The organism is Bradyrhizobium sp. AZCC 2230 (genome assembly GCF_036924495.1).
Classification (GTDB): Bacteria; Pseudomonadota; Alphaproteobacteria; order Rhizobiales; family Xanthobacteraceae; genus Bradyrhizobium; species Bradyrhizobium rifense.
This window is the reverse complement of record NZ_JAZHRS010000001.1, coordinates 9,295,221-9,320,670: the sequence shown is the minus strand read 5'-3', so window position 1 is coordinate 9,320,670 and position 25,450 is coordinate 9,295,221. Positions and strand designations below refer to the sequence as shown.

Genomic DNA, 25,450 nt, shown 5'->3' with positions numbered 1-25,450 from the left:
GCCGGATTTCACGGCATGCGGCCATCCTGCGCCGGGCTAACGCATGAGGATTCCAAACGTTCAACGTCGGGGGATCAACAGAGGGATGCCCTCAACTGGAAGCGGGCGCGGCCTTCTTCGATGATGCCATCATGCCAGTGTTTTGCCCGACGGGTCAAATGGCGGTGCGGATTTGCGCATGCCTCGAGCGGGTCGCGCAAGCCATTGAAAGAACTGGCCCCGGCTACTGTGCATGGGGTTGTTTCGCGGGTTTGAGTCCGCTCTTCCTTCTCCCCTTGCGGGAGAAGGTGGCGCGAAGCGCCGGATGAGGGGTTTCTATCCGCGGATGAGGCTGCTCAGAAATTTGAGAGGATCGCACGCGGAAGCATCCCCTCACCCCTGTGAGCCCGTGTCTACGAGCGGAGCTGCCCTCTCCCGCAAGGGGAGAGGGCGCAACAACGGACGCCGCGCTACTGCGTCTATTCCCAGGACCACGCCGAAAAATCATTCTCGAACTGCGGGACTTCCTTCCAGACGCCCTTCAGCTTCTTGTTGATGACCGTGGGCCATTGCGGCTGGAACAAATAGCCGGAGACTGCGTCGGTTGCCAGCATGCGCTGGGCATCGCCGAGCAGCTTTGCGCGGCCGGCCTCGTCAGGCGTCGACACGATCTGCTTGTAGAGCGCGTTGAAGGCGTCGTTGTTGTAACCGAGATAGTAGTCCGGTTCGGTGATCTTGACGAGGTCGAACGGTTCGACATGGCTGACGATGGTGAGATCGAAATTATGCGGGCCGTTGGGCGCGAACACCTGCGACAGCCACTGCGCCCATTCGACGTTCTCGATCTTGGCGTTGATGCCGACCTTGGCGAGCTGGGCTGCGAGGATCTCGCCGCCCTGCCGTGCATAGGGCGGCGGCGGTAGCTTCAACGAAATCTCGAGCGGCGTGGTGACGCCGGCCTCGGCCAGCAGCTTCTTGGCCTTCTCGGGGTCGTAGGGATTGATGCCGGTGGTGTCGACATAGCCGAGCGAACCCGGCGTGTAGAAGCTGCCGATCGGCGTGCCGAAACCTTCGACCGCGCCGTCGATCATCGCCTTGCGGTCGATCGCGGCGAGGATCGCGCGGCGCACCCGGACGTCGTCGAGCGGCTTCTTCTTCTCGTTGATGGCGACGAGGGTCTTGGCCTTGGAGCCGCCGATCAACACGGTGAAGCGCGGATCGCTCTTGAACTGCGCGACGCCGCGGGTGGTGACGCGCGGGAACGCGTCGACGTCACCGGACAGCAAAGCCGCAATCTGCGCGGCGGGTTCGCCGATGAAGCGGATCGTCACCTTGGACAGCTTGATCGCGGAAGCGTTGCGATAGTCGGCCCATTTGTTCAGCGTGAGCGAGGAGCCCTTGACCCAGGCGCCCAGCTGGTACGGGCCGGTGCCGACCGGCTGCGTCACGTTGGTCGCAGCACTCTTCGGCTCGACGATCGAGCCGCTCGCCTGTCCCAGCAGGAACGGCAGGTTCGGCTCCGGATATTTCAGCGTGAGCGTGATCGTGTCGGCGTCGGTCGCGTCGACCTTCTCGAAGGCCTGGAACAGGCTCTTGTCCTTGTTGGTGCTGTTCGCGGCCGCGTTGCGCTCAAACGAGAATTTCACGGCCGCGGAATCGAACGCCTCGCCGTTCTGGAATTTGACGCCCTTGCGCAGCTTGAACGTATAGGTCTTCAGGTCGGGCGATGCGGTCCAGCTCTCGGCGAGCAGCGGGGAGACCGAGCCGTCCTCGTTGATCTTGGTCAGGGTCTCATAGATGTTGTAGAGCGTGACCTCGGCGATCGCCGCCGCGGCTGCGTTGGTGGGATCGAGCCCCGGCGGCTCCAGCGTCATGCCCATGACGACGCTGTCCTTCTTGCTCTGCGCCAGCACCGGCAGCGGCGCCGCGGCCAATGCTGCGGCAAAAGCGACGATCGTTAGCTTCTTCAACATGCCCTGACTCCCCAGCCTTCCTCTGTCGTCTTGAGGCTACGCCAATCCTGTAGCCACATTAGCCTTCCATGGCCGCCTGCGGCAATGCCGTCACGGCCTCCGCCTTGTGGCAGGCGGCGAGATGTCCCTCGCCCACCCTGCGTAGCAAGGGCGGAACCTCGCGGCAATGCTGGTCGGCAAGCGGACAGCGCGCCACATAGGGGCATCCGGCGGCAGTCGCCGATTGCGAGGCGATCGCCTGGGCCCCGCGACGCCTGCGGCCCCCGCCGGCGCGCGCCCGCGGCACCGCGTCCAGCAGCGCCCGCGTGTAGGGATGGGCGCAGCGCTCGAACAGATCCTCCGGCCGCCCCTGCTCGACGACCCGGCCGAGATACATCACCGCGACCTCGTCGCAGAGATAATCGACCACGGCGAGGTCGTGGCTGATCAGGATGTAGCTCAGCCCGAACTGCTCCTGGAGATCCTGCATCAGGTTCAGCACCTGCGCCTGCACGGAGACATCGAGCGCAGAGACGGGCTCGTCCGCGACGATCAGCTTCGGTTGCGTAATCAGCGCGCGCGCGATGGCGATGCGCTGGCGCTGGCCGCCCGAGAACTCGTGCGGGTATTTGTCCATGTCCGCTTCGCGCAAGCCGACCTGCTTCAGCACCGCAGCGACGTGGGCGCGGAACGTGGTGCGATCGGCGTCATCGAGCACGGTGAGCGGCTCGGCGACGATGCGCGCAATGGTCTGGCGCGGGTCGAGCGATCCGTACGGATCCTGGAACACCATCTGGATATCGCGCCGTGCGCGCCGCAATTCATCGGGGGAGATCCGGTTGAGATCGCGTCCGAGCAGCGAGACCTGCCCCGCGGTCGGCCGCTCCAGCGCCATCACGACGCGCGCAAAAGTGGATTTGCCGGAGCCGGACTCGCCGACGATACCGAGGCTCTTGCCGGCAGAGACCTGCACGCTGACGCCGTTGAGTGCGCGCACCTGACCGGGCGGACGGAACAGGCTTTCGCGCGGCAGCGTGTAGCGCTGCTCGAGATCCTTGACGTCGAGAAGCGGTGCTGCGGTCATGCGGACAGCGCCCCGACATTTGTGGCCATCGAGACATCGGTGCGCACACAGCGCACGACATGCGCGGGACCGACCTCGACCATCGGCGGCAGCCCCGCGCGGCATTTGTCCTCGACCAGCGGACAGCGCTGGCCGAAGGCACAGCCCACCGGCAGATCGGCGAGCTCCGGCACCGTGCCCGAGATCGTCGTCAACCGCGCCCCCTTGCGCGCGCCGAGTTTTGGGCGCGCGCGGAACAGGCCCTGCGTATAGGGATGCCCCATGCGGCGGAACACCTCGTCGGTCGGCCCGCTCTCGACGACGGTGCCGCCATACATCACCATCATGCGCTGCACGTTCTCGGCGATGACACCGAGATCGTGCGAGATCAGGATCATCGACATGCCGCGTTCCTCGACGAGGTCGGCGATCAGATCGAGGATCTGGCCCTGGATGGTGACGTCGAGCGCGGTGGTCGGCTCGTCCGCAATCAGGAGATCAGGCTCGCAGGCAAGCGCCATTGCGATCGTGACGCGCTGGCGCTGACCGCCAGAGAACTGATGCGGATAGGCATCGATGCGTTTTGCGGGATCAGGCAACCCGACGCGGTCGAGCAAGGCGATTGCCTCGCGCCGCGCCTGCACGGCGGAATATTTCTTGTGACGGCGCAGCGGCTCCGCGACCTGATGCCCGATCGTGTGCATCGGGTTGAGCGCCGTCATCGGTTCCTGGAAGATCATGCTGATGCGGTTGCCGCGCAAGCCGCAATAATCCGCATCCGGGAGCCGCGCCAGCTCGCGTCCATCCAGCTTGATACTGCCGGTGATGAGCGCGCTGTCCGGCAGCAATCCCATCAGCGACAGCGCCGTGACCGACTTGCCGCAGCCGGATTCGCCGACGAGCCCGAGCGTCTCGCCGCGCTTCAACGCAAAGCTGACGCCACGCACGGCCTGCGCGGGGCCGCGGCTGGTGTTGAGGCGGACGCCGAGATTGTCGACGGCGATCAGCGGCATGGTTGCGGGATCAGCCATCGTCACCGCTCCCGCGCCAGTCTGGGATCGAGCAGATCGCGCAGGCCGTCGCCGAGCAGATTGAGGCCGAGCACGGCGATCGCGATCGCCGCACCCGGATAGACCGCAAGCATCGGCGACTGGAACAGCATGGTCTGCGCATCGTTCAGCATGCGGCCCCAGGACGGCTGCGGCGGCTGCGTGCCGAGGCCGAGATAGGACAGCGCGGCTTCAGCGAGGATCGCGAGCGCGAACTGGATGGTCGCCTGCACGATCAGGATCGACAGGATGTTCGGCAGCACGTGCTCGATGGTGATGCGGAAGGCCCCCTTGCCCGAGGCGCGCGCCGCCAGCACGTATTCGCGCGCCCAGATCGCATTGGCCGAGCCGCGCGTCAGCCGGGTCAAGGTCGGGATCTGGAAGATGCCGATCGCGATGATCGAGGTCAGCATGCCCGGCCCCGCGACCGCGGCGAGCATGATCGCCGACAGCACGGCCGGAAAGGCGAAAGTGAAATCGGAGAAGCGCATGATGATCTCTTCGGTCCAGCCGCGCTTGGCCGACGCGATCAGGCCGAGGCAGACGCCGAAGGTAAGACCGATGCTGACCGCGATGATGCCGACCAGGATCGTGGAGCGGGCTCCGGCAAGCAGCAGCGAGACGATGTCGCGGCCGAAGGAATCGGTGCCGAGCCAATGCGCGGCCGAGGGCGGCCGGAGTTTCGAGGCGATATCGATCTCGTAGGGCGACCACGGCGTCCACACCAGCGAGAGCGCGGCCGAGGCGACCACCAGCAGGCTGAGCACGCCGCCGAGCACGAAGCTGCGATGGCGGAGCGCACGGCCCCAGAACGTCTTGGCCGGCATGGGACGCGGTGCGACCGGCGCGTCAACCGAACTTGTCAGGGGCGCGCTCACAGATCGTGCACCTTGATGCGGGGATCGATGAAGGCATAGAGCACATCGACCACGAAATTGACGATGACGACCATGGCGGCAAGCAGCATCACGCAATTGCGCACCACGATCAGGTCGCGGTTGGCGATCGACTGGAAGATCAGCCGGCCGAGGCCGGGCAGATAGAACACGTTCTCGATGACGATGGTGCCGGCGAGCAGATTGGCGAATTGCAGGCCCATCACCGTCATCACCGGGATCATCGCGTTGCGCAGCACGTGGCTCCACAGCACCTCGCGCTTGCCGAGCCCCTTCGCGCGCGCGGTGCGAACGAAATCTTCGCGCAGCACTTCGAGCACGGCCGAACGTGTGACGCGAGCGAGGATCGCGGCCTGCACCACCGCCAGCGAGATCGACGGCAGCAGCAGCGATTTGACGCCAGGCCAGATGCCATCCTCCCAGCCGGCGAAGCCGCCTGCCGAGAGCCATTGCAGCCGCACGGCGAACAGCAGCACCAGGAGAATGGCGAACCAGAAGTTCGGCAGCGCGATGCCGATCTGGGTCAGCGACATCACGCCGACATCGCCGAGCTTGTTGTGGTTGGCGGCGGTGTAGATGCCGGCCGAGAGCGCCAGCACCACCGTGATCAGCATCGACATGATCGCGAGCGGAATGGTCAGCACCAGCCGCTCCGCGATCAGGCTGCCGACCGGGGTGCCGTAGACATAGGAATTGCCGAGGTCGCCGACGACGAATCCCTTGATCCATTGCAGGTAGCGAACCGCGAGCGGCTGATCGAGCCCGAGCTTGACCGTGAGCGCGCGCACCGCGTCGGCCGAGGCGTCGGCGCCCATCAGCATCTGCGCGGCATTGCCCGGCAGCGCGTCCAGCACCAGGAAAATGATCACGGATGCGCCGACCAGCGTCGCCAGCAAAGTCAGGACACGTCGGAGGACAAATACGCTCATGCGCGATCGGATTCAGGGCTCATCAGCGGCACGATCAACATGTCCGGACGCCGGACGCAAGCCTTTTGCCGCCCATCGTCCCCCCTCAAGCCGGCCGGCGGGACAGGAGGTCGTGCGAGGCCTCGAACAGCGCGCTGACACGCAGCAATTCCGCATCGGCCCGGAAGCGGCCCACAAGCTGGAGCCCGATCGGCAGCCCGTCGCGACCAAAACCGCAGGGCAGACTGATTGCGGGATGGCCGGTCATGTTGAATGGCATGGTCCAGGGGAACCAGTGCGGCCGGACGCTGTCGAAATGCGCCCCGTCGATCTCGATGGTGCCGAACAGATCCTGGTCGATCGGCAGCGCAGTGCGGGTGATGGTCGGCATCGCCAACAGGTGCCCGCGCGCAAGCAGGGATTGCACGCGGCGGAACAACGACGTGCGCGCGAACATCGCCTCTTGATAGTCAACGCCGCTCACATTGGTCGCGAGCGCGATCTGCTTGACGAAGGCTTCGCTGAGGGCATCGCGATGCTCGGCCACCAGCTTCGAGAACCGCGAGCGCCAGACGGTGTGGTTGATGGCGCGCCAGATCGGCTCGACGTCGTAGCCCTCGCCGGAGAACTCTTCGAGGTCGGCACCCAGGCTCGCGAGCCGGTCGAGGCTCGCCTTGAAGGCCATGGCGACGTCAGCGGACACGGGGCGCCCCGGCGGCGAGAGGCAATACAGGATTCTTTGCCCGCGCAGATCGCCGCGCGGGGCAGCCGTGCTGATGAAATCAGGTACGGGAACGCCGATCGACCAGGGGTCGCAAGCATCCTCGCCGGCCATGGCCTGCATCATCAGGGCGGTGTCGGCGACATCGCGCGTCATCGGCCGTGACATAGGTCTGGTTGCCGAACGCATCGAGCGCCTGGCTGTGCGCGATCACGCCGTTGCTCTGCTTCAGGCCCACGACGCCGTTGCAGGCGGCCGGAATCCGCGTCGAGCCGCCGCCATCGGTGGCAATCGCCAGCGGCGCGATGCCGCTCGCCACCGCCACGGCCGCGCCGCCGCTGGAGCCGCCGGACGAACGCTCCGCGCTCCAGGCATTGCGGGTGCGGCCGAACAGCGGTGAATCGGTCAGGCATTTGCTACCGAATTCCGGAGTCGTGGTCTTGCCGATCAGGATCGCACCCTCGCTGCGCAGCTTTGCGACCGCGACGGCATCCTCGGTGGGGACGTTGTCCTTGTAGGGAACGGCACCAAAAGTCGTCTTCACGCCGCGTGTGTTGACGATGTCCTTGACGGTGACGGGAAGCCCATGGAGCAGGCCGAGCGGCTCGCCCGCCATCATTTTGCGCTCGGCCTCGCGTGCCGCGGCCATCGCCTCGTCGCCACAGAGCGTGATGAAACAGTTCAATTCAGGCTGGAGCGCTTCGGCGCGCGCGAGCACGGCGCTTACAACCTCAACTGGCGAGACCTTCTTGCTGTTGATGCGGTCGCGCAGTTCAGTGGCGGAGAGGAAACAGAGATCGTTGCTCATTAGGACAGGCTCGCGTCAGGACGCGCGGACCTTGCCAGCGCGCACTTCACCTGTCCATTTCGGCTGGCGCATGGCCACACTCCGCCGGGACATCGCGGGGTCCCCGATGCGCCCTACCAGCTCCAGCTGATCTCGTGGCTCCAGGGCGGATCGGCACCTGGACGGGTGCAGGTCAGGCCGGCGCAGTTGGCAGCAAAGGAAAGCGCGCGGCGGAGCTCGTCTGCGCCGATGTCCTTCAATTGTTGCCGGGCGAGGCGCCCCTGCTTGTGCAGGGCGAACAGCAACGCGGCCTGAAAGCTATCGCCGGCGCCGATGGTGTCGGCGACCTCGACCTTCGGCGCCTCGACCTCGATCTGCCCTGCCTTCGCATGCCAGGCGATGGCGCCATTGTTGCCGCGGGTGATGACGACGAGACTTGTGCCCTGCCCCAGCAGCGCACTCGCGCGTTCCGGATAAGGCTCCTCACCAAAGAGATAGGCGAAGTCGACGTCCGACATCTTGACGAGATCGGCGCTCGCGGCGAACTCGATCATGCGCGCAAGATAGGCCGGCTTGTCCTTGACCAGATTGGGCCGGCAGTTCGGATCGAAGGATATCGTCGATGAGGCCCGCGCATCCGCGATGAGGGCCTTGGTCTCGGCGGCGCCCTGGTCGATGACCAGGGTGGTCGAGCCGACATGAACGGCTTCGACCGTATTGAAGGGAATGCTCCCGCGCCGAAACATCCAACTCCGCGTCGCGGTCTCGGCGTCGTAGAAAGCGTAATGCGACTCGCCAGCGACGATGCGGACGAAGGCAAGCGTGGTCTGGTGATCGCTGCGGGTGGCGAGACCAAGCTCGACGTTCGACGCCGCGGCGTGATCCGCGATCATGCGTCCGAACAGATCAGTCGAGATGCCGCCGACAAAACCGGTCGGCGCGCCGAGCCGCGCGATGCCGATCGCGACGTTGAGACAGGAGCCGCCGACCGCCGGCATCACCGCTTCGCGGCCGTCGGCGTTTTTGGTCGGCACGAAATCGATCAGCGCATCGCCGCAGGAAATCAGCATCTCTTTCAACCTTTGGCGAGGTCGTGCATTGCGGCCCGGCTGCCGCGATCGACTTCGCGGAGCAGCTTATACACATCCCGCTTACGGGTGTGAAATGCGGCCATGTCGGGCGCGGTCGGCTCGCTCTTGCGTCCGAGCGCCGACATTTTTGCCATGGTCTCGCCGATCGAGGCGTAGGCCCCACCGGCAACCGCACCCAGCATCGCTGCGCCCAACAGCACGGGCTCCTTGGTCTGCGGCAGCGCGACGGTGAGACCGGTGGTATCGGCCATGATCTGCCGCACCAGCGGACTGCGGCTGGCGCCGCCGCCCATGATCATGATGCCAGCATGCACGCCATGCGCAGCAAAGGCCTCGATCACCTCGGCGAGCCCGTAGGCCAGCCCGCACAGGCCGGCGACGAACAGCCGCTCCATCGAGCTGACATCGGTGTCGAGATCGAGGCCTGCGATCACGGCGCGCGTGTCGGGGTCGGCGTAAGGCGAACGGTTGCCGATGAACTCAGGAAGCACATGAACGTCACGAGCGAGCAGCGCGGCGCGGCTGGCATCGCCTGCGCGCGCGATGATGCGGCGCTCGAGGAACTCGATCAGGTCGACGCCCTCGCCGCGCGCTGCCGCGCTCGTCTCGGCGTGTCCCGGATGCGACTTGAGGAGATGGTCGATCGCAGCCCCTGCGGCCGACTGCCCGCCCTCGTTGAGCCAGAAATCCGGCACCATGCCGGAGTAATAGGGACCCCAGACGCCGGGCACGAAGCACGGCTCTTTCGTCGTCGCCATGATGCAGGCGGACGTCCCCATGATGTAGGCCAGGCGATCGCTGACATCGGTCGCGACGCCCGCGCCGTCGCGGCCACCGATTGCGCCGATGCCGCCGGCATGGGCGTCGATCAAGGAGGCGCCGACCGGCGTGCCCGGTGACAACCCGAGATCGGTCGCAGCAGCGCGGGTCAGGCCCGAGCCGAGCCGCGTGCCGGGCGCGACGATCTCGGTGCCGATGCGGGCGTATTTTTCAATAACGAAGTCCGACAAGCCGATGCGCTTGAAGAATTGCGCGCTCCAGCCGCCGCCGTCATGGGCGAGATAGTTCCACTTGCAGGTGACGGTGCAGGTCGAGCGTTGCAACGAGCCGGTCGCGCGCCAGGTCAGATAGTCCGCCAGATCGAAGAAATGCCCGGCGGCGTCAAAACTCGCGCGCATGTGCCGCTTCAGCCACAGCAGCTTGGGCATCTCCATCTCGGGCGAGATCGAGCCGCCGACATAGCGGAGCACCGCGTCTTCGGTCTCGTTGATCAGCCGCGCCTCGGCGATGGCGCGGTGGTCCATCCAGACGATGACGTTGCGTTGCTTGTCGCCGGAAGCGCTGACCGTGACCGGCTCGCCCCGGGGATCGAGCACCACCAGCGAGCAGGTCGCGTCGAAACCGATGCCGCCGACGCTGTCGGGCGCAATGGCAGCCTCCGCCATCGCGGCCCGCACCGATCTGACACAGGCATCCCAGATGTCGGACGACGATTGCTCGACGATGTCGCCGGCCTCGTGCCAGATCCGGATCGGATGCTTGGCGGTCGCCAGCAGCGTGCCCGCCTCGTCAAACACCCCTGCCCGCGTGCTCGTGGTCCCCACGTCGACGCCGATATACGCTCGCGGCATTGTCGCTCCTGGAAGCTCTCGTCAGTTTTGACGCAAGCCTACCAGCAAGTGTAGCCGCCATCCACCAGCACGATGCTGCCGGTCATCAGGCTCGCGGCCTCGGATGCCAGGAACAGGACGACCGAGGCGATCTCCTCGACCTGCCCCATCCGCCCCATCGGGGTTCCCCCGATCCAGGCGTCATACATTCTCGGGGTGCTTTTCACGAAGGCGTTGAGCGGCGTGTCGATATAGGTTGGGGCCACAGCGTTGACGCGGATACCGCGCGCGCCCCATTCGGCGGCCAGCGACTTGGTCAGATGGTGCACGCCGGCCTTGGAGGCGTTGTAGAAGCACTGTTCCTGCGGCTTGTTGACGATGAAGCCGGACATCGAGCCGACATTGACGATGGCGCCGCTCTTGGCCTTGAGCATGTGCTTGCCGAACTCGCGGCAGCACCAGAAGGTGCCGTTGAGATTGACGTCGATGACGTTGAGCCAATGCTCGTCAGTGACTGTCTCGGCCGGCGTTTCGCTGCGGGCAATGCCGGCATTGTTGACGAGGATGTCGACCTTGCCGTGACGGGCAACGAGATCATTGGCGACCTCCGCCACGCGCTTGGTGTCCGTGACGTCCATGATCGCGGTCTCGATGTCAAAACCCTTTGCCTTCAGGCCGGCCTTGGCGTCGCTGGCGACCTTGCTGTCGCGGTCACCGATGATGACCTTGGCGCCGGCCTCGGCCAGCGCCTCCGCGCAGGCAAGCCCGATGCCCTGCCCGCCGCCGGTGATGAACGCGGTCTTGCCGCTCAGCTTGAATTTTTCCAGGTACATGGTCGTCTTTCCGTTTCTTGTTAGTTCCGAAGCGCGTTGCCGCTTGCGTCGAAGCGGTGAATGCGCGCGGGGTCCGGTGCCAGCGACACATGATCGCCGGCATGCAGGCTCAATTCACCGATGTAGCGCGCCGTCAGCATGCCAAGTGGCCCGGCATCGACATAAAGAAAGGTGTCGCTGCCGAGATGTTCGGCGACCGCGATCGTTCCCTGCCAGCCGCCGCCGCCATCGCGCTCGATCTTCAGATGCTCCGGCCGTACGCCGATGGTGGTCGCGCCTTGCTGCTTGGCGGGCTCGCCGGTCACGAGATTCATCTTGGGCGAGCCGATGAAGCCGGCGACGAAGAGATTGGCGGGGCGCTCGTAAAGCTCCAGCGGCGAGCCGTATTGCTCGATCTTGCCGCCGTTGAGCACGACGATCTTGTCGGCCATGGTCATGGCCTCGACCTGGTCGTGGGTGACGTAGACCGCGGTGGTGCCAAGCTGCTTCTGCAGCCGCGTCACCTCGATGCGCATCTGCACGCGCAACGCCGCGTCGAGGTTGGACAGCGGCTCGTCGAACAGGAACGCCTTGGGCTCGCGGACGATGGCACGGCCGATCGCGACGCGCTGACGCTGGCCGCCGGAGAGTTCGCGAGGCTTGCGGTCAAGATAGGGCGTGAGGTTGAGCGTCGCGGCGGCGGCCTCCACCTTGCGGTTGGTTTCGTCTTTGGAGAGGCCCGCCATCTTCAGGCCGAAACCGATATTGCCGCGCACGCTCATATGCGGATAGAGCGCGTAGGACTGGAACACCATCGAGAGCCCACGCTTCGCGGGGGGCGTATCGACGACGTTCTTGCCGTCGATCAAAATCTTGCCGCCGCTGACGTCCTCGAGCCCGGCGATCAGCCGCAGCAGCGTGGTCTTGCCGCAGCCGGACGGTCCCACGAACACCACGAATGAGCCGTCCGCGATCTCGAGATCGGCGCCCTTGATGATGTGCACGGGGCCGAAGGATTTCTGCACGTCCTGAAGCGTAATCTGACCCATGATCCGGCAGCCCCTTTACTTTACCGCGCCGAAGGTGAGCCCGCGCACGAGCTGCTTCTGGCTGAACCAACCGAGGATGATGATGGGCGCGATCGCCAGCGTGGAAGCCGCCGACAGCTTGGCCCAGAACAGTCCTTCCGGACTGGAATAGGACGCGATGAACACCGTGAGCGGCGCGGCATTCGAGGTCGACAGATTGAGCGTCCAGAACGCCTCGTTCCAGGCCAGGATCAGATTGAGCAGCATGGTCGACGCCAACCCCGGGATCGCCATCGGCGTCAGCACATAGACGAGCTCGCGGCCGATCGTGGCGCCGTCCATGCGCGCGGCTTCGAGGATATCGCGCGGGATTTCCTTGAAATAGGTGAACAGCATCCAGATTACGATCGGCAGATTGCCGAGGCAGAGGATGAAGACGAGGCCGATGCGGGAATCGAGCAGGCCGAAGGTCTTGAAGATCAGGTAGATCGGCACCAGCACGCCGACCGGCGGCATCATCTTGGTCGAGAGCATCCAGAGCAGGATGTCCTTGGTGCGCTTGGTCGGCGAGAACGCCATCGACCAGGCCGCGGGAATGGCAATCAAGAGCGCAATCAGCGTCGAGCCGCCGGCGATGATGATCGAGTTCAGCGCATGGTGAAAATAGTCGCTGCGCTCCTGCACCGTCGCATAGTTTTCCGTCGTCCAGTGGAAGAACAGGAAGGACGGCGGAATGGCGAAGGCCTCGAGCTCGGTCTTGAAGCTCGCCAGCACCATCCACAGGATCGGGAAGAAGATCAGGAAGCCGAAGAACCACGCCCCGATCGTCGAGACCACCACCCGCTGCGTCGTTGACTTGCGCGCCATGATTTCAGGCTTCCAGGTTGCGGCCGACGATGCGGACGAGGAAGAAGGCGACGACATTGGCGATGACCACAGCCACGAGGCCGCCCGCCGAAGCGCTGCCGACGTCGAACTGGATCAGCGCCTGCGAATAGATCAGGAAGGCGATGTTGGTGGTTTGCAGGCCCGGCCCGCCGCCGGTGGTGACGAAGATTTCGGCGAACACGGTCAGCAGGAAGATGGTCTCGATCAGGATCACCACCGTGATCGGGCGCGCCAGATGCGGCAGCGTGATGTAGATGAAGGTCGAGACGGCGCTGGCGCCATCCATCTCGGCCGCCTCTTTCTGCTCCTCGTCGAGCGATTGCAGGGCGGTGAGCAGGATCAGCGTCGCGAACGGCAGCCATTGCCAGGCAACGATCAGGATCACGGCGAACAACGGCGCGTCCGTGAACCAGTCGATCGGCGTCAGCCCAACCAGTTTTGCGAGCCACGCGAACAGGCCGGACACCGGGTGCATCAGCAAATTCTTCCAGACCAGCGCGCTGACCGTCGGCATCACGAAGAACGGCGCGATCACCATCAGCCGCACGATATTGCGGCCGATCACCGGCTGGTCCATCAGCAGCGCCAGGGGAATGCCAAGCAGGATCGTCAGCGCCAGCACCGAACCGACCAACACCAGCGTGTTCTGGAGTGAGGCGAGAAAGGCGGGATCGGTGAGGAAGTAGCGGAAATTCTCGAGGCCAACGAACGCTTCCGAACCGGGATCGAGCAGACTGTAATGCAGCGTCGAGAAATAGAGCGTCAGCGCCAGCGGGACGATCATCCAGATGAAGAGCAGCCCGACGGCCGGGGTCAGGAGCGACCGCGCAAGAAGTTGCGTTTGCCGGGTTGCCATCTTTGGCGTCTCCGCTTGGAGGAAGAAGGCGGCCATCCATCCGGGGTTGGAGGATGGCCGCAAGTGTGAGCTCAGGGAGAGCTCGGGTCTACTTGATGTAACCGGCGCGCTTCATTTCGCGCTCGGTCGCCGTTTGCGCGGCGGTGAGCGCCGCATCGACCGTCATCGAGCCCGCAAGCGCGGCTGAGAATTGCTGCCCCACCTGCGTGCCGATGCCCTGGAATTCGGGGATCGCGGCATATTGCACGCCGACATAAGGCACGGGCTTCACGGTCGGCTTGTTCGGATCAGCCGCGTCGATCGAGGCCAGGGTCATCTTCGCGAAGGGCGCGGCCTTCAAATACTCATCGTTCTTGTAGAGCGAGGTGCGCGTGCCGGGCGGCACGTTGGCCCAGCCCTCCCTCGACGCCACGAGCTTGGTGTAATCCTTGCTCGTCGCCCAGGCGATGAACTTCTCGGCCGCTTCCGTCTTCTTCGAGCCGGCGGGGATTGCGAGGTTCCAGGCCCACAGCCAGTTGGCGTTCTTGCCGAGCCCGGTGTTGGGCGCGAGCGCGAAGCCGACCCTGTCGGCAACCGTGGACTGACTCGGGTTGGTGACGAAGGATGCCGCCACCGTCGCATCGATCCACATACCGCACTTGCCGGCGTTGAACAGCGCCAGATTTTCATTGAAGCCGTTCGAGCTCGCGCCGGGAGGGCCGGCGTCCTTCATCAGATTGACGTAGGTCGTGAGCGTCGTCTTCCATTCCGGCGTGTTGAACTGCGGCTCCCACTTCTCATCGAACCAGCGTGCGCCATAGGAATTGGCCATCGCCGAGAGGAACGCCATGTTCTCGCCCCAGCCGGCCTTGCCGCGCAGGCAGATGCCGTAGACGCCGCCGTTCTTGTCGGTCAGCTTCTTGGCAGCATCGATCACGAACTCCCAGGTCGGCTTCTCCGGCATCTTCAGGCCGGCCTTCTCGAACAAATCAGTCCGGTACATGATCATCGAGCTCTCGCCGTAGAACGGCGCGGCATAGAGCTTGCCGTCGACGGAGACCGCGTCCTTGATCTTCGGCAGGAGGTCGGCGACGTCGTAATCGGCGCCGAGATTGGCGAGCGGCACCAGCCAGCCCTTCTTGGCCCAGATCGGCACCTCGTAGGTGCCGATGGTCAGCACGTCGAACTGGCCGCCCTTGGTCGCGATGTCGGTGGTGACGCGCTGGCGCAGCACGTTTTCCTCGAGCGTCACCCATTTCACCGAAATGTCGGGGTTCGCCTTGGTGAATTCGCTGGTCAGGCCCTGCATGCGGATCATGTCGCCATTGTTGACGGTGGCGATCGTCAGGGTCGTTTCGGCCATCGCGGGGACGGCAAGCAGTACGGACGCGCCGCAGACGGCGCCCAGAAATTGTTTCACGGTGACCTCCCTAGCCCGCGCTTTGAGCATATGCCCACGCGTTGAGCGTATGTTCGGACGAGGTGCGGCGCTTGTCAAGCAGGCGCACAGCCGTTCCCGCAACTTATGAGTGCTGCGGTGCGGCAGAGATGGGTGGGAGTCGTTCAGTCCGAGCGTTCGCGGCTTGCTCCACCTCTCCCGCAAGCCTGCGGGAGAGGTCGCGCCGAAGGCGCGGGTGAGGGCTTTCTCCTCTAGGGGATTGTCCCGTTGCGGAGACACCCTCTCCCCAACCCTCTGCCGCAAGCGGGCGAGGGAGCGCAGTCCCGACGCCGCTGTAGCGAACGCCCTACCGCTCCAGGATCGCTCTCGCGGTGGCCTCGTCGGTGATCAGGCCGTTGATCAGACCCCCGTTCAGCGCCGCCGCGATCGCCGGCACCTTGGCCGCACCGACCGCGGCGCCGATGGTCGTGGTCTTGGCCGGGACCTCCGGCGGAATGCTGGTGAGGCGCTTGTTGGTGCCGGCCTTGAGCAGGCGGCCCTTGGAATCATAGGCCCAGCCGGTGATCTCGCCGATCGCGCCCTGCCGCATCATCTCGAACAATTCGTCACGCGTGACGAAGCCATCGACATGGACCTGCGCCTTCTGGTCCATCTGGCCGATGCCAACGAGGCGCAGATCCGCTTTGGCGGCGACCGCCTTGACCTTCGCGATCGGCTCGATGCGGACCATCTTGTTGCGCTCGTCCTCCGACGACATCAGGAACGGCAGCGGCATCGGGTAATGCCGCGCGCCGGTGCGGTCGGCGAGCCGGCCCACGGTGTCGTAGAAGCTCGCCGAACCGTCGGCGGAGATGTTGCCGACCAGCGAGACGATCTGGTGGTTGGGCCGGTCGATCGGCGTGACGCGCTCGACCGCGGCGCGCACCGCCCGCCCCGTCCCGAGCGCCACGATCACAGGCGTCTCCGAACGCAACGTCGCGTCCAGCAGGTTGGCGCAGCGCTCGGCAATGCCGGCGGTGGCCTGCGGCGCCGCAGGGTCGGCCGGCACCACCTCGCAATGGCTGAGGTCAAACCGCTGCTTCAGCTGCGCGGCCAATTCCATGCAGGCGGCGATCGGATGTTCGAGCCGGAACGTGATCAGCCGCTCGGCGAGGCACAGCGACACTAGCCGCTGCGCCGAGGCGCGCGACACCTGGAGCATCTTCGCGATCTCGTCCTGGGTATGGCCGGCAATGAAATAGAGCCAGCCGGCACGCGCGGCATCGTCGAGCCTGGATTTTTCGTTCTCGACGGCCATGTGGCCTCACGCCTCCCAGAATTCGCTCATGCGCGCGAAGACCCGATCGGCCCCGGCGGCGGACAATATAGCGCGGCCGTCGCGGTCGCGATAATGGCCACCGCCGACAAATCCCCAGACCATCATGCCGGCCGCCTTGGCAGCCTGCACGCCGCTGACACTGTCCTCGATCACCAGCGTGCGCGAAGGGCTGGCCTGCATTTTCCCGGCAGCGTGAAGAAAGAGATCCGGCGCCGGCTTGCCGTGCCTGACCATCTGCGCGGTGTAGAGCCGGTCGCCGAAATGCGGCGCGAGACCGGTGACATCGAGCGACAATGAGACGCGGTCGAGGTCGCTCGACGATGCCACACAGCGCGGCGTCTCCGATTCGGACAGCACCGCGCCGACACCGGGGATCGGCTGGAGCGCCCCCGCAAAGGTGTCGAGCACGCGCGCCTTCAGGCGCGGAAAGAAGTCGTCAGGCAGGGTCTGCCCGAGGTCGCGGTAATGCTGCTCGATCGCCTTGGTGCTGCGCCCGAGGAAGAGTTCGAGCGCCTGCTCCACCGTCAGTTGAAGGCCGAACTCCGCCAGAACCTCGGATAGGCAGCGGCAGCTCAACAGTTCGCTGTCGACGAGCACGCCGTCGCAATCGAAGATGACGAGATCGGGTTTTGGCCGGCTCCGGTCCATCCGGCCATTCGATCATATACCCAATTGATGAGCAATAGCTCAGGCCTCGCCGCGTCGATCCGGGGCAACCCTGGGCAGAACAAGCCGAAGGACCGTGCCCGCGCCTGGCTTGCTTTCGAGCTGGAGCTGTCCGCCCAATCGATCCACCACGATGCTGTGAACGATGTGCAGACCGAGACCGCTCGCACCATCGTGCCGGCGCGTCGTAAAGAAAGGATCAAAGGCCCGCCGCTCCACATCCGGCGGCATGCCGCATCCGTCATCGGCAAACGAAAGCGCAACATGCCCGTTGCCGGCGGCGCCGAGCGAGACATTGATTGTCCCACGAATCGTCCCTCGTCCGTCGCCCGGGAACGCGTGTGTCATCGCGTTGACGGCGAGATTGGTCAGGACCTGCCCGAATGGCCCGGGGTAGCTGTCCATCGTAAGACCCGGCTCGCAGCGGAGCCTGAGCGTGATGTCACGCTGGCGCAATTGCCGCTCGAATTGGGACAGAACCTGGCCAGTCAGTTCGCCCGCATCAAAACTTCGCCGATAGGACTCGGTCTGATCGGCCGCCACCTGCTTGAACGATTGAACACGCTCGGCCGCTCGGTCGAGATTCGTGACCAGTTGTGCCGAGGCCTCGCTTACCAGCTTCAGGAACCTGATCAAGGTCGAACGCTTGAGATCGCCCCGCGCGACTTCCGCCGCAAACAACTCGGCCCTCCGCTGAAGTGTCGAGGCAACCGTCAGGCTGCTACCAAGCGGCGTGTTGATCTCATGGGCAACGCCGGCGACCATTCGCCCGAGTGCGGCGAGCTTCTCCGCCTCGATCAGCGAGGCCTGGATATCGCGCAAATGGCGAAGCGCCGTTTCGGCGGCATCCCTGGCGCTGCGGATTTCCCGCTCGGCGCGCTTGCGTTCGGTGATCTCCTCCGCAGCGACATTGACCGCAATGATCTCGCCTCCCTGCGTTCGCAGCGGATGCCAATAGGTGACCCAGGAGCGCTCCTCGACCTGATCCGCGCGCTGTCCCGCGACCTCGATGCCGATGACGGGTTCCCCGGTTTTGACGATCGACCGCACGATCTGTTCAACGGAATCGGCCAGAGCAGGCACACAGTCCCTGACGGAATGTCCAAGGTGGCCTTCAACCGATATGCCGCAGATCTCGGTAAGGCGCTGGTTGATCAGGAGATAGCGGCAGTCGCGCGACAGGCAGGCAAGCCCGATCGGTGCGGTATCGTAGATCAGTTGCAACGCGGGCGTCGTCGAGACCAACATCACCTCCGACGCCGGCAGCGATAGCGGTGTACTCGTCACGCAAGTTCCCCGTGTACGCTACGTCAGACGCATCAAATTAGCACGGACTTGGCTATCGGTTGATCTAAATCAACGATGCACGCGGGCTCGGCCCGGGAGATTCCGAGGACTCAATGAGCCCGTAGGGGGCAAAGCGACTTATCCGCCGTAGCTCGGAGAGCGAAGGCGGAAGCGTGCCGCCAGCTTTTTCAGAGTATGTCGAGCAGGAGATGGTGGGCACGGCGCAAGTGCGCCTTTGCCCACCCTACGAGACCGCTGTTGTGGCTACCGTCGCTGGTTGTACACGTCGATGCATACCGCACCCAGCAGCACCAGGCCCTTGATGACCTGCTGATAGTCGATGCCGATGCCGAGGATGGACATGCCGTTGTTCATCACGCCCATGATCATGGCGCCGACCACGGCGCCGCCGACGCGTCCGACGCCGCCATAGGCCGAGGCGCCGCCGATGAAGCAGGCGGCGATGACATCGAGCTCGAAGCCGAGGCCCGCTTTCGGGGTCGCGGTGTTGAGGCGCGCCGCAAAAACCAGGCCGGCGAGCGCGGCCAGCGCGCCCATGTTGACGAAGGTGAAGAAGGTCAGCCGCTCGGTCTTGATGCCCGACAGGCCTGCCGCCTTGGCATTGCCGCCGACGGCATAGATCTGCCGGCCAATCACGGTGCGGCGGGTGACGAAACCATAGAGCGCGATCAGGACGCTCATGATCAAGAGCACGTTGGGCAGGCCGCGATAGCTCGCGATCAGATAGGTGAAGTACAGCACCGCACAGGCGAGCACGACGCTCTTGCCGAGGAAGAATGCGTAGGGCTCGACCTCGATGCCGTGCGACACTTCGCGGGCGCGACCCTTGGCGCTGGCATAGACCAGCCCCAGCGCCAGCGCCACGCCGATCAGCATCGAGATCGGGTGCAGCGTGCCGGCTTCCGAAACGAAGCCGCATCCTACGGGCCCGGGGATGGAGCAGGAGAACTCCGGTAGAAAGCCCGACGACAGCTTCTGGAAGGTCGACGGGAACGGGCCGAGCGACTGGCCCTGCAAAACGGCAAGCGCGAGGCCCTTGAACACCAGCATGCCTGCCAGGGTCACGATGAAGGACGGGATCTTGAAATAGGCGACCCAATAGCCTTGCGCGGCGCCGATGGCCGCGCCGACCGCGAGGCAGATGATAAAGGCGAGCGTGTAGTCGACCTTGTAGGTCACCATGAGAAGAGCCGCGACCGCACCGACGAAACCCGCGACCGAACCGACCGACAGGTCGATATGGCCGGTGACGATCACCAGCAGCATGCCCAGCGCCATGATGACGATGTAGCTGTTCTGCAGCACCAGATTGGTCAGGTTGAGCGGCTGCAGCAGCGTGCCGCCGGTCATGACCTGGAAGAACAGCATAATCGCGAGCAACGACATCAACATGCCGTAGTTGCGCAGATTGTTCTTGATGAAGCTGCCGTGCCGGCGCTCCTCGGGCAGCGAAACCGTCTTGTCGGTCATGGCTGCGATCCTCCCATCTCCGCGGCCTCGACCGCGCCGTTTCCATTGCTTCGTTCGTTGCGCATGATGGCACGCATGATCTTTTCCTGTGTCGCCTCAGCGCCCGGGAACTCACCCACGAAGGCGCCGTCGTTCATGACGCAGATGCGGTCGCAGATGCCGAGCAGCTCGGGCATCTCCGAGGAGATCACGACCACGCCGCGGCCGGCTTCCGCAAGCTCGTTTATGATACAGTAAATCTCGTATTTGGCACCGACGTCGATGCCCCTTGTCGGCTCGTCGAGGATCAGGACCTTGGGGTCGGTCATCAGCCATTTTGACAGCACGACCTTCTGCTGGTTCCCGCCGGAGAGCTGGCTGGTCTCCTGGTAGACGTCGGAACAGCGGATCCGCATACGGTTACGGTAATCGCTGGCGACCTTCAGCTCGGCGATGTCATCGATCACCCGCCCCGGCGCGACCTGCTTGAGGCTTGCCAGCGTGATGTTCTTGCGGACGTCGTCGGCCAGGATCAGTCCGAGTTGCTTGCGGTCCTCGGTGACATAGGCAAGGCCGGCGTCGATCGCAGCGGCAACGCTCGTCAGTGCGATCTCGTGGCCTTCGAGGGCGATGCGACCGCTGATATTGGTGCCCCAGGAGCGGCCGAACAGGCTCATGGCGAACTCGGTGCGGCCGGCGCCCATCAGCCCGGCGATGCCGACGACCTCGCCGCGCTTGACGCCGAAATTGACGTTCTTGATCACCTGCCGATCGGGGTGGATGGGGTGATAGACCGACCAGTTCGAAACCTCGAGCACGGGCTCGCCGATCTTCGCGCTGCGCTCGGGGAAGCGATGGGCGAGATCGCGGTTGACCATGCTGCGGATGATGCGGTCTTCCTGGATCGGCTCGGCGCGGCAGTCGATGCCGTCCACGGTGCGGCCGTCGCGCAGCACGGTGATGTGGTCGGCGACCTTGGCGACCTCGTTGAGCTTGTGCGAGATCAGGATCGACCCGATGCCCTGCTCACGGAATTTCATCAGGCGTTCCAGCAAGGCGGCGCTGTCGGCCTCGTTCAGGCTCGCGGTGGGCTCGTCCAGGATCAGCAAGCGCACCCGCTTGGACAGCGCTTTGGCGATCTCGACCAGCTGCTGCTTGCCGACACCGAGATCGGTGATCAGCGTATCCGGCGATTCCTTGAGCCCGACTTGCGCCAGCAACTCACGCGTCCGCCGGTACACCTCGTCGCGATCGATCACGCCGAACCTCGACGGCGGATGCGACAGGAAGATGTTTTCCGCGATCGACATCAGCGGGATGAGCGCCAGCTCCTGGTGGATGATGATGATACCGAGCGCCTCGGAATCGTTGATGTCGCGGAAGCGGCGCTCCTCGCCGTCAAAGACGATGGTGCCTTCGTAGCTGCCCGCCGGGTAGACGCCGCTCAGCACCTTCATCAGCGTCGATTTGCCGGCGCCGTTCTCGCCGACCAGGGCGTGGATCTGGCCAGCCTCGACCGAGAAGTTGACGTCGCGCAGCGCCTGCACACCAGAAAAACTCTTGCTGACGTTGCGCATCTCCAGCATGTCGGTCATGATTTTCGTCCCTCGATCGCTGCTAATTCCCTCTCCCCGCAAGCGGGGAGAGGGAATTGGTCTCTTACTGGAACTGCGACTTCTTGTAGTAGCCGCTGTCAACCAGGGTCTTCTCCCAATTGTCCTTGTACACCACGACCGGCTTCAGGAGATAGGACGGGATGGTCTTGACACCGTTCTCATAGGTTTTGGTGTCGTTGACCGTCACCTGCTTGCCGGCCAGCGCGGCGTCGACCATATCGGCGGTCACCTTGGCGAGATCGCGGGTGTCCTTGAAGATGGTCGAGTACTGATCGCCGCGCAGCATGGCCTTGATCGAGGGCACTTCGGCGTCCTGGCCCGAGATGATCGGCATCGGCTGATCGGCGCTGCCGTAGCCCACGCCCTTCAGCGAGGAGATGATGCCGATCGAGAGGCCGTCATAGGGCGACAGCACCGCGTTGACCTTCTTGTTGCCGTAGTAGGCACTGAGCAGATTGTCCATGCGGGCCTGGGCGGTGGCGCCGTCCCAGCGCAAGGTCGCGACCTTGTCCATGCCCATCTGACCGGAGGCGACTACGAGCTTGCCGCTATCGATATAGGGCTTCAGCACGCTCATCGCGCCGTTGTAGAAGAAGTAGGCGTTGTTGTCGTCGGGCGAGCCGCCGAACAGCTCGATGTTGAACGGACCCTTGCCTTCCTTGAGGCCAAGCCCCTTCTCGATCGATTCCGCCTGCAACACGCCGACCTGGAAATTGTCGAATGTCGCATAATAGTCGACATTCGGCGTGCCGCGGATCAGGCGGTCATAGGCGATCACGGTGATGCCTTTTGCTTTCGCCTGCTTGAGCACGTCGGACAGCGTGGTTCCGTCGATCGCGGCGATCACCAGCGCCTTCGCGCCCTTGGTCACCATATTCTCGATCTGCGAGAGCTGGTTCGGAATGTCGTCCTCGGCGTATTGCAGGTCGGTGTTGTAGCCGCGCTCCTTCAGCACCTTGACCATGTTGTTGCCGTCGTCGATCCAGCGCGCCGAGGATTTCGTCGGCATCGCGATGCCCACGGTCGCCTTCTCCTGCGCGGAGGCGGTGACGCCTGCGGCCATCGTAGCGGCGCCGGCCAGCGCCAATGCGAGAAATGTCGTCTTCAATTTCAACATGCTTCACTCCCTTTGGGTGTCAGACTTTCTTAGTGTCGTCGAGAACAGAGGTAAAGGTCGGCTTCGGATCTCCTATGCAAGCTTGACATCGGGCTCCGCGCGACCGCGCGCGGAGGCTTGTAGCAGAAAGGTGCAGCCGGCCTGCGGATCGGCGGCGCGCGCCTCGGCATCCATATCCTGCCAGGCCGAGGTGACAAGCAGGTGAGACAGATCGGCGCCGACGAAAGCGGGACAGCTGGCCTGCCTGGCCGGCACGCGCAGCGAGCGCAAGCGCTCGCCTTGCGGCGAGTAGACATCGACGCGGCCCGCGCCCCAGCAGGCGTTCCAGATTTGCCCGTCGGCGTCGCACACCGAGCCGTCGAGGCCGCCGATCCCGGTGTGGCGCAGCAGCACCTCCGGCTCGCCGCGCGGCAGGCCGGTGGCGGGATTAAGCGGCACCGCATAGAGCACGGCGCGCGCCGTGTCAGTGAAATAACCGATCGCGCCATCCGGCGAGAAGCAGATCGAGTTGGGAATGCTGATGCCGGGAAACAGCGTCGATATCTTGCCGCGGTGGAGCGCGTAGATGGCCCCTAGCCCCCGCTCGGCCTTGTGCCCCATGGTGCCGATCCAGAACGTGCCGGATTGGTGCACGCGGCAATCATTGGAGCGCGTCGCGGGATTGTCCGCCTCGAGCGGGCAGAACAGTGTCATCGCGCCGTCGGCCACGCTGCGGACGTAACAACCATCTTCCGCGACGACCAGCTGGTGTTCGGCATCGATCCGCCCAAGCGCGCTCGCCATCCGGCCAAGCGCATGGATGCGGATCGTGCCGCTGCCAAGATGCGCCTCGAACAGGCGGCCCTCGCGAATATCAAACCACCACGCCGTATCGGTGGCGACATCATAGGTCGGGCCTTCGCCGAGGTGACAGTGTTCGGCGGAGAGAACGGAGGTCGGCACGTCTTCCATCATGGCGTCCTCGCGGCAAAGCGATAGACGGTGTGATGCCGATAGACGCCACCGGGATCGAGGCGCGGGCTCGGGAAATCAGGCCGGTTCGGTGAATTGGGCCACATGTGCGGCTCCAGGCACAACGCGTCCGACTGCCGGATCAGCTTACCGCCCTTGCCTGAGATCGTGCCGTCGAGATAGTTGCCGGAATAGACTTGCAAGCCGGGCTGATCGGTCAACAGCTCCATGATGCGACCCGAGCGCGGCGCCTCCAGTCGGGCCGCGAGCGCGAGCTTACCGTCGCGCGCGAGACAGTAGGTGTGATCGTAGCCTCTGCCGTTGCGCAATTGCTGGTCGCCCTCGCGAATGCGCTCGCCGACGGCGCGGGCCTCACGGAAATCGAACGGCGTGCCGGCCACGGCGCGCGGCGGCTCCGGCAGCGGAATCGCGCTGGGATCGATGGCCAGGAAATGCTCGGCCTTGACCGTCAGCCTGTGGTCCAGGGTCGGCGTGCCCGAGGTCGCGCCTTCCAGATTGAAGAAGCTGTGGTTGGTCAGGTTGACGATGGTCGGACGGTCGGTCCGTGCCTCCATCGTCAGCGATAGCTCGGCCGGCCCGGTAACGCGATAGGTCAGGCGCACGTCGAGTTGGCCTGGATAATTCTCCTCGCCATGCGGGCTGGTGTAGGTCAGCGTGACCGCAGGGCTGGCGCCGTCGTCGAGCTCGGCAATGTCCCAGAGCTTGCGGTCGAAGCCGTCAAGGCCGCCATGCAGCGCATTCGGGCCGTTGTTGATGGGAAGCTGGAAGGTCTCGCCATCGAGCGAGAACTGCCCGTCGGCGATGCGGTTGGCGTAGCGGCCGACGGTCGTCCCAAAAAACTTCCGTTCCGCGAGATAGCCGTCAAAGGCATCATGGCCGAGCACGACGTCGTCGTAACTCCCCTTCGCGTCCGGCGCGATCAGTGCCTGGATCACCGCGCCGTGGGTGATGATGCGGGCCTCGAACCCACCCTCCCCGCGCAGCACGATGCGCTCGACCTTGCGTCCGTCAGGCAGCGTTCCAAAAACGTCTTTTGCTATTTTTGAGCCAGCCATGTCTAGTCCACAAACGGTTCGACGATGTTGCGCTTGCCAAGCAGGAAAGCGTCGGCAACGAGACGAAGCGGCGCCAGATCGACGTCACTCGCGCCGGTCGCGGCGAGCTTGACGAAGTGCCGATAGAGCTCGCGATATTCCTCATCGGGCGCGTCGGCAACAACCTTGCCGTCGACCGCCATGATCCTGCCGCCGCGGGACAAAGTCATCCGGCCCTCGTCGGTTTCGACCACGATATCCCAGCTCTGCGGTCCGGTCTGGCGGAAGTCGAATTCGGCCGTGATCGGCAAGCCGCCGATATCGGTCAGCGTCAGATTGGCGGCAATCGGCGACTGGCAATTGGCCGGAAAGGCGAGCTCGGCCGCGGTGACGAACACGGGCTTCGGCAGGATGCGGGTCAGGATCGACAGCGCGTTGATGCCGGGATCGAACACGCCGAGCCCGCCCGGCTCCCAGATCCAAGCCTGGCCGGGATGCCAGACGCGGACGTCTTCCTTCCAATTGATGTGCACCGATTTAAGTCGGCGCGCAGCCAGCCACTCGCGGGCAGGCTCAACTGAGGGAGCATGGCGCGAATGCCAGGTCGCAAACAGGGTGCGCTTTGCCTCCGTCGCCATCGCGATCAACGGATCGAGCTCGGCAACGCCGATGCCGGGCGGCTTCTCCAGCATGACATGCTTGCCGGCGGCGAGCGCCGTGGCGGCCTGGGCACGACGCACCTGCGGCGGCGTGCAGAGCGACACCGCGTCGATCTGCGGTCCCTTCTCCAGCAGCTCCTCGACGGTCGCGAAATGCGGCACGCCCGGCAGCGACGCGTTGCGGCTGGCAATGGCGGCGAGCATCGCGCCTGGCACTGCGGCGATCGCGCCGACATGCTGGTCGCGCGCAATCTTGCCGAAGCCGACGATGGCGATGCGAAGTTCAGTCACGC

The 25,450-nt window shown here is 64.7% G+C and carries 21 protein-coding genes and 1 pseudogene; all 22 read right to left on the bottom strand.

The genetic code is table 11. The features are described 5' to 3' along the window. Positions 1–458: 458 nt before the first annotated feature. Positions 459–1,952 carry an ABC transporter substrate-binding protein gene (locus tag V1280_RS44420; RefSeq protein ID WP_334537406.1) on the bottom strand — a complete coding sequence of 498 codons (1,494 nt, stop codon included), beginning with the start codon at positions 1,950–1,952 and terminating at the stop codon, positions 459–461. Positions 1,953–2,010: 58 nt separating this feature from the next. After that, complete coding sequence (locus tag V1280_RS44415) at positions 2,011–3,015, bottom strand: ABC transporter ATP-binding protein (protein ID WP_334537404.1); 1,005 nt, start codon at positions 3,013–3,015, stop codon at positions 2,011–2,013. Beyond that, positions 3,012–4,025: an ABC transporter ATP-binding protein gene (locus tag V1280_RS44410; protein WP_334537402.1), complete on the bottom strand. Its 1,014-nt coding sequence runs from the start codon at positions 4,023–4,025 to the stop codon at positions 3,012–3,014. Before V1280_RS44410 ends, V1280_RS44415 begins: the two co-directional genes overlap by 4 nt. Positions 4,026–4,027: 2 nt before the next feature. Further along, positions 4,028–4,921, bottom strand: a complete 894-nt coding sequence (locus V1280_RS44405) for an ABC transporter permease (protein ID WP_334537401.1) — start codon at positions 4,919–4,921, stop codon at positions 4,028–4,030. Further along, a complete protein-coding gene (locus V1280_RS44400; RefSeq protein WP_148774072.1) occupies positions 4,918–5,868 on the bottom strand; it encodes an ABC transporter permease in 951 nt (316 codons plus the stop codon). The genes V1280_RS44405 and V1280_RS44400 overlap by 4 nt, the downstream gene beginning before the upstream one ends. An 85-nt stretch (positions 5,869–5,953) precedes the next feature. Further along, positions 5,954–7,376, bottom strand: a pseudogene (locus V1280_RS44395) (amidase). 113 nt (positions 7,377–7,489) lie between these two features. Then, positions 7,490–8,425: a carbohydrate kinase family protein gene (locus V1280_RS44390; RefSeq protein WP_334537400.1), complete on the bottom strand. Its 936-nt coding sequence runs from the start codon at positions 8,423–8,425 to the stop codon at positions 7,490–7,492. Positions 8,426–8,430: 5 nt separating this feature from the next. Next, positions 8,431–10,077 (bottom strand): FGGY-family carbohydrate kinase, encoded by a 1,647-nt coding sequence (locus V1280_RS44385; protein WP_334537399.1) that lies wholly within the window; start codon positions 10,075–10,077, stop codon positions 8,431–8,433. 38 nt (positions 10,078–10,115) lie between these two features. Continuing rightward, positions 10,116–10,889 carry an SDR family NAD(P)-dependent oxidoreductase gene (locus V1280_RS44380; protein ID WP_334537398.1) on the bottom strand — a complete coding sequence of 258 codons (774 nt, stop codon included), beginning with the start codon at positions 10,887–10,889 and terminating at the stop codon, positions 10,116–10,118. Between the two features lie 20 nt (positions 10,890–10,909). After that, positions 10,910–11,917 carry an ABC transporter ATP-binding protein gene (locus V1280_RS44375; protein ID WP_148774068.1) on the bottom strand — a complete coding sequence of 336 codons (1,008 nt, stop codon included), beginning with the start codon at positions 11,915–11,917 and terminating at the stop codon, positions 10,910–10,912. A gap of 15 nt (positions 11,918–11,932) precedes the next feature. Next, complete coding sequence (locus V1280_RS44370; RefSeq protein ID WP_334537395.1) at positions 11,933–12,763, bottom strand: carbohydrate ABC transporter permease; 831 nt, start codon at positions 12,761–12,763, stop codon at positions 11,933–11,935. Between the two features lie 4 nt (positions 12,764–12,767). Further along, entirely contained in the window at positions 12,768–13,640 is an 873-nt protein-coding gene (locus tag V1280_RS44365) for a carbohydrate ABC transporter permease (RefSeq protein ID WP_334537393.1), read from the bottom strand. Positions 13,641–13,728: 88 nt separating this feature from the next. Further along, a complete protein-coding gene (locus V1280_RS44360) occupies positions 13,729–15,069 on the bottom strand; it encodes an ABC transporter substrate-binding protein (protein WP_442895207.1) in 1,341 nt (446 codons plus the stop codon). Positions 15,070–15,364: 295 nt separating this feature from the next. After that, on the bottom strand, positions 15,365–16,315 hold the full coding sequence (locus tag V1280_RS44355) for a sugar-binding transcriptional regulator (RefSeq protein WP_148774064.1): 951 nt from the start codon (positions 16,313–16,315) through the stop codon (positions 15,365–15,367). Between the two features lie 6 nt (positions 16,316–16,321). Further along, positions 16,322–16,984, bottom strand: a complete 663-nt coding sequence (locus tag V1280_RS44350) for an HAD family hydrolase (protein ID WP_334537389.1) — start codon at positions 16,982–16,984, stop codon at positions 16,322–16,324. Positions 16,985–17,023: 39 nt separating this feature from the next. Beyond that, a complete protein-coding gene (locus V1280_RS44345; protein ID WP_334537387.1) occupies positions 17,024–18,289 on the bottom strand; it encodes a sensor histidine kinase in 1,266 nt (421 codons plus the stop codon). A 264-nt stretch (positions 18,290–18,553) separates the two neighbouring features. Next, positions 18,554–19,780, bottom strand: coding sequence for a multiple monosaccharide ABC transporter permease (mmsB, locus tag V1280_RS44340; RefSeq protein ID WP_334537385.1), 1,227 nt, complete (start codon positions 19,778–19,780; stop codon positions 18,554–18,556). After that, on the bottom strand, positions 19,777–21,354 hold the full coding sequence (gene mmsA, locus V1280_RS44335) for a multiple monosaccharide ABC transporter ATP-binding protein (protein WP_334537383.1): 1,578 nt from the start codon (positions 21,352–21,354) through the stop codon (positions 19,777–19,779). The genes mmsB and mmsA overlap by 4 nt, the downstream gene beginning before the upstream one ends. A 64-nt stretch (positions 21,355–21,418) precedes the next feature. Further along, positions 21,419–22,492 (bottom strand): multiple monosaccharide ABC transporter substrate-binding protein, encoded by a 1,074-nt coding sequence (gene chvE / locus V1280_RS44330; protein WP_334537382.1) that lies wholly within the window; start codon positions 22,490–22,492, stop codon positions 21,419–21,421. Between the two features lie 72 nt (positions 22,493–22,564). Then, positions 22,565–23,443: an SMP-30/gluconolactonase/LRE family protein gene (locus V1280_RS44325; protein ID WP_334538592.1), complete on the bottom strand. Its 879-nt coding sequence runs from the start codon at positions 23,441–23,443 to the stop codon at positions 22,565–22,567. Further along, a complete protein-coding gene (locus tag V1280_RS44320) occupies positions 23,443–24,519 on the bottom strand; it encodes an aldose epimerase family protein (RefSeq protein ID WP_334537381.1) in 1,077 nt (358 codons plus the stop codon). The genes V1280_RS44325 and V1280_RS44320 overlap by 1 nt, the downstream gene beginning before the upstream one ends. A gap of 2 nt (positions 24,520–24,521) precedes the next feature. Then, complete coding sequence (locus tag V1280_RS44315; RefSeq protein WP_334537379.1) at positions 24,522–25,448, bottom strand: Gfo/Idh/MocA family protein; 927 nt, start codon at positions 25,446–25,448, stop codon at positions 24,522–24,524. Positions 25,449–25,450 lie beyond the last annotated feature (2 nt).

Excerpts from the sequence above, each read along its gene's own strand:
- V1280_RS44325 (WP_334538592.1), bottom strand. The coding sequence starts at position 23,443 with ATGGAAGACGTGCCGACCTCCGTTCTCTCCGCCGAACACTGTCACCTC.
- V1280_RS44415 (WP_334537404.1), bottom strand. The coding sequence starts at position 3,015 with ATGACCGCAGCACCGCTTCTCGACGTCAAGGATCTCGAGCAGCGCTAC.
- mmsB (WP_334537385.1), bottom strand. The coding sequence starts at position 19,780 with ATGACCGACAAGACGGTTTCGCTGCCCGAGGAGCGCCGGCACGGCAGC.
- V1280_RS44400 (WP_148774072.1), bottom strand. The coding sequence starts at position 5,868 with ATGAGCGTATTTGTCCTCCGACGTGTCCTGACTTTGCTGGCGACGCTG.
- V1280_RS44360 (WP_442895207.1), bottom strand. The coding sequence starts at position 15,069 with ATGCTCAAAGCGCGGGCTAGGGAGGTCACCGTGAAACAATTTCTGGGC.
- V1280_RS44365 (WP_334537393.1), bottom strand. The coding sequence starts at position 13,640 with ATGGCAACCCGGCAAACGCAACTTCTTGCGCGGTCGCTCCTGACCCCG.
- V1280_RS44385 (WP_334537399.1), bottom strand. The coding sequence starts at position 10,077 with ATGCCGCGAGCGTATATCGGCGTCGACGTGGGGACCACGAGCACGCGG.
- V1280_RS44320 (WP_334537381.1), bottom strand. The coding sequence starts at position 24,519 with ATGGCTGGCTCAAAAATAGCAAAAGACGTTTTTGGAACGCTGCCTGAC.
- V1280_RS44410 (WP_334537402.1), bottom strand. The coding sequence starts at position 4,025 with ATGGCTGATCCCGCAACCATGCCGCTGATCGCCGTCGACAATCTCGGC.
- V1280_RS44350 (WP_334537389.1), bottom strand. The coding sequence starts at position 16,984 with ATGGACCGGAGCCGGCCAAAACCCGATCTCGTCATCTTCGATTGCGAC.
- V1280_RS44355 (WP_148774064.1), bottom strand. The coding sequence starts at position 16,315 with ATGGCCGTCGAGAACGAAAAATCCAGGCTCGACGATGCCGCGCGTGCC.
- V1280_RS44370 (WP_334537395.1), bottom strand. The coding sequence starts at position 12,763 with ATGGCGCGCAAGTCAACGACGCAGCGGGTGGTGGTCTCGACGATCGGG.
- mmsA (WP_334537383.1), bottom strand. The coding sequence starts at position 21,354 with ATGACCGACATGCTGGAGATGCGCAACGTCAGCAAGAGTTTTTCTGGT.
- V1280_RS44380 (WP_334537398.1), bottom strand. The coding sequence starts at position 10,889 with ATGTACCTGGAAAAATTCAAGCTGAGCGGCAAGACCGCGTTCATCACC.
- chvE (WP_334537382.1), bottom strand. The coding sequence starts at position 22,492 with ATGTTGAAATTGAAGACGACATTTCTCGCATTGGCGCTGGCCGGCGCC.
- V1280_RS44375 (WP_148774068.1), bottom strand. The coding sequence starts at position 11,917 with ATGGGTCAGATTACGCTTCAGGACGTGCAGAAATCCTTCGGCCCCGTG.
- V1280_RS44420 (WP_334537406.1), bottom strand. The coding sequence starts at position 1,952 with ATGTTGAAGAAGCTAACGATCGTCGCTTTTGCCGCAGCATTGGCCGCG.
- V1280_RS44390 (WP_334537400.1), bottom strand. The coding sequence starts at position 8,425 with ATGCTGATTTCCTGCGGCGATGCGCTGATCGATTTCGTGCCGACCAAA.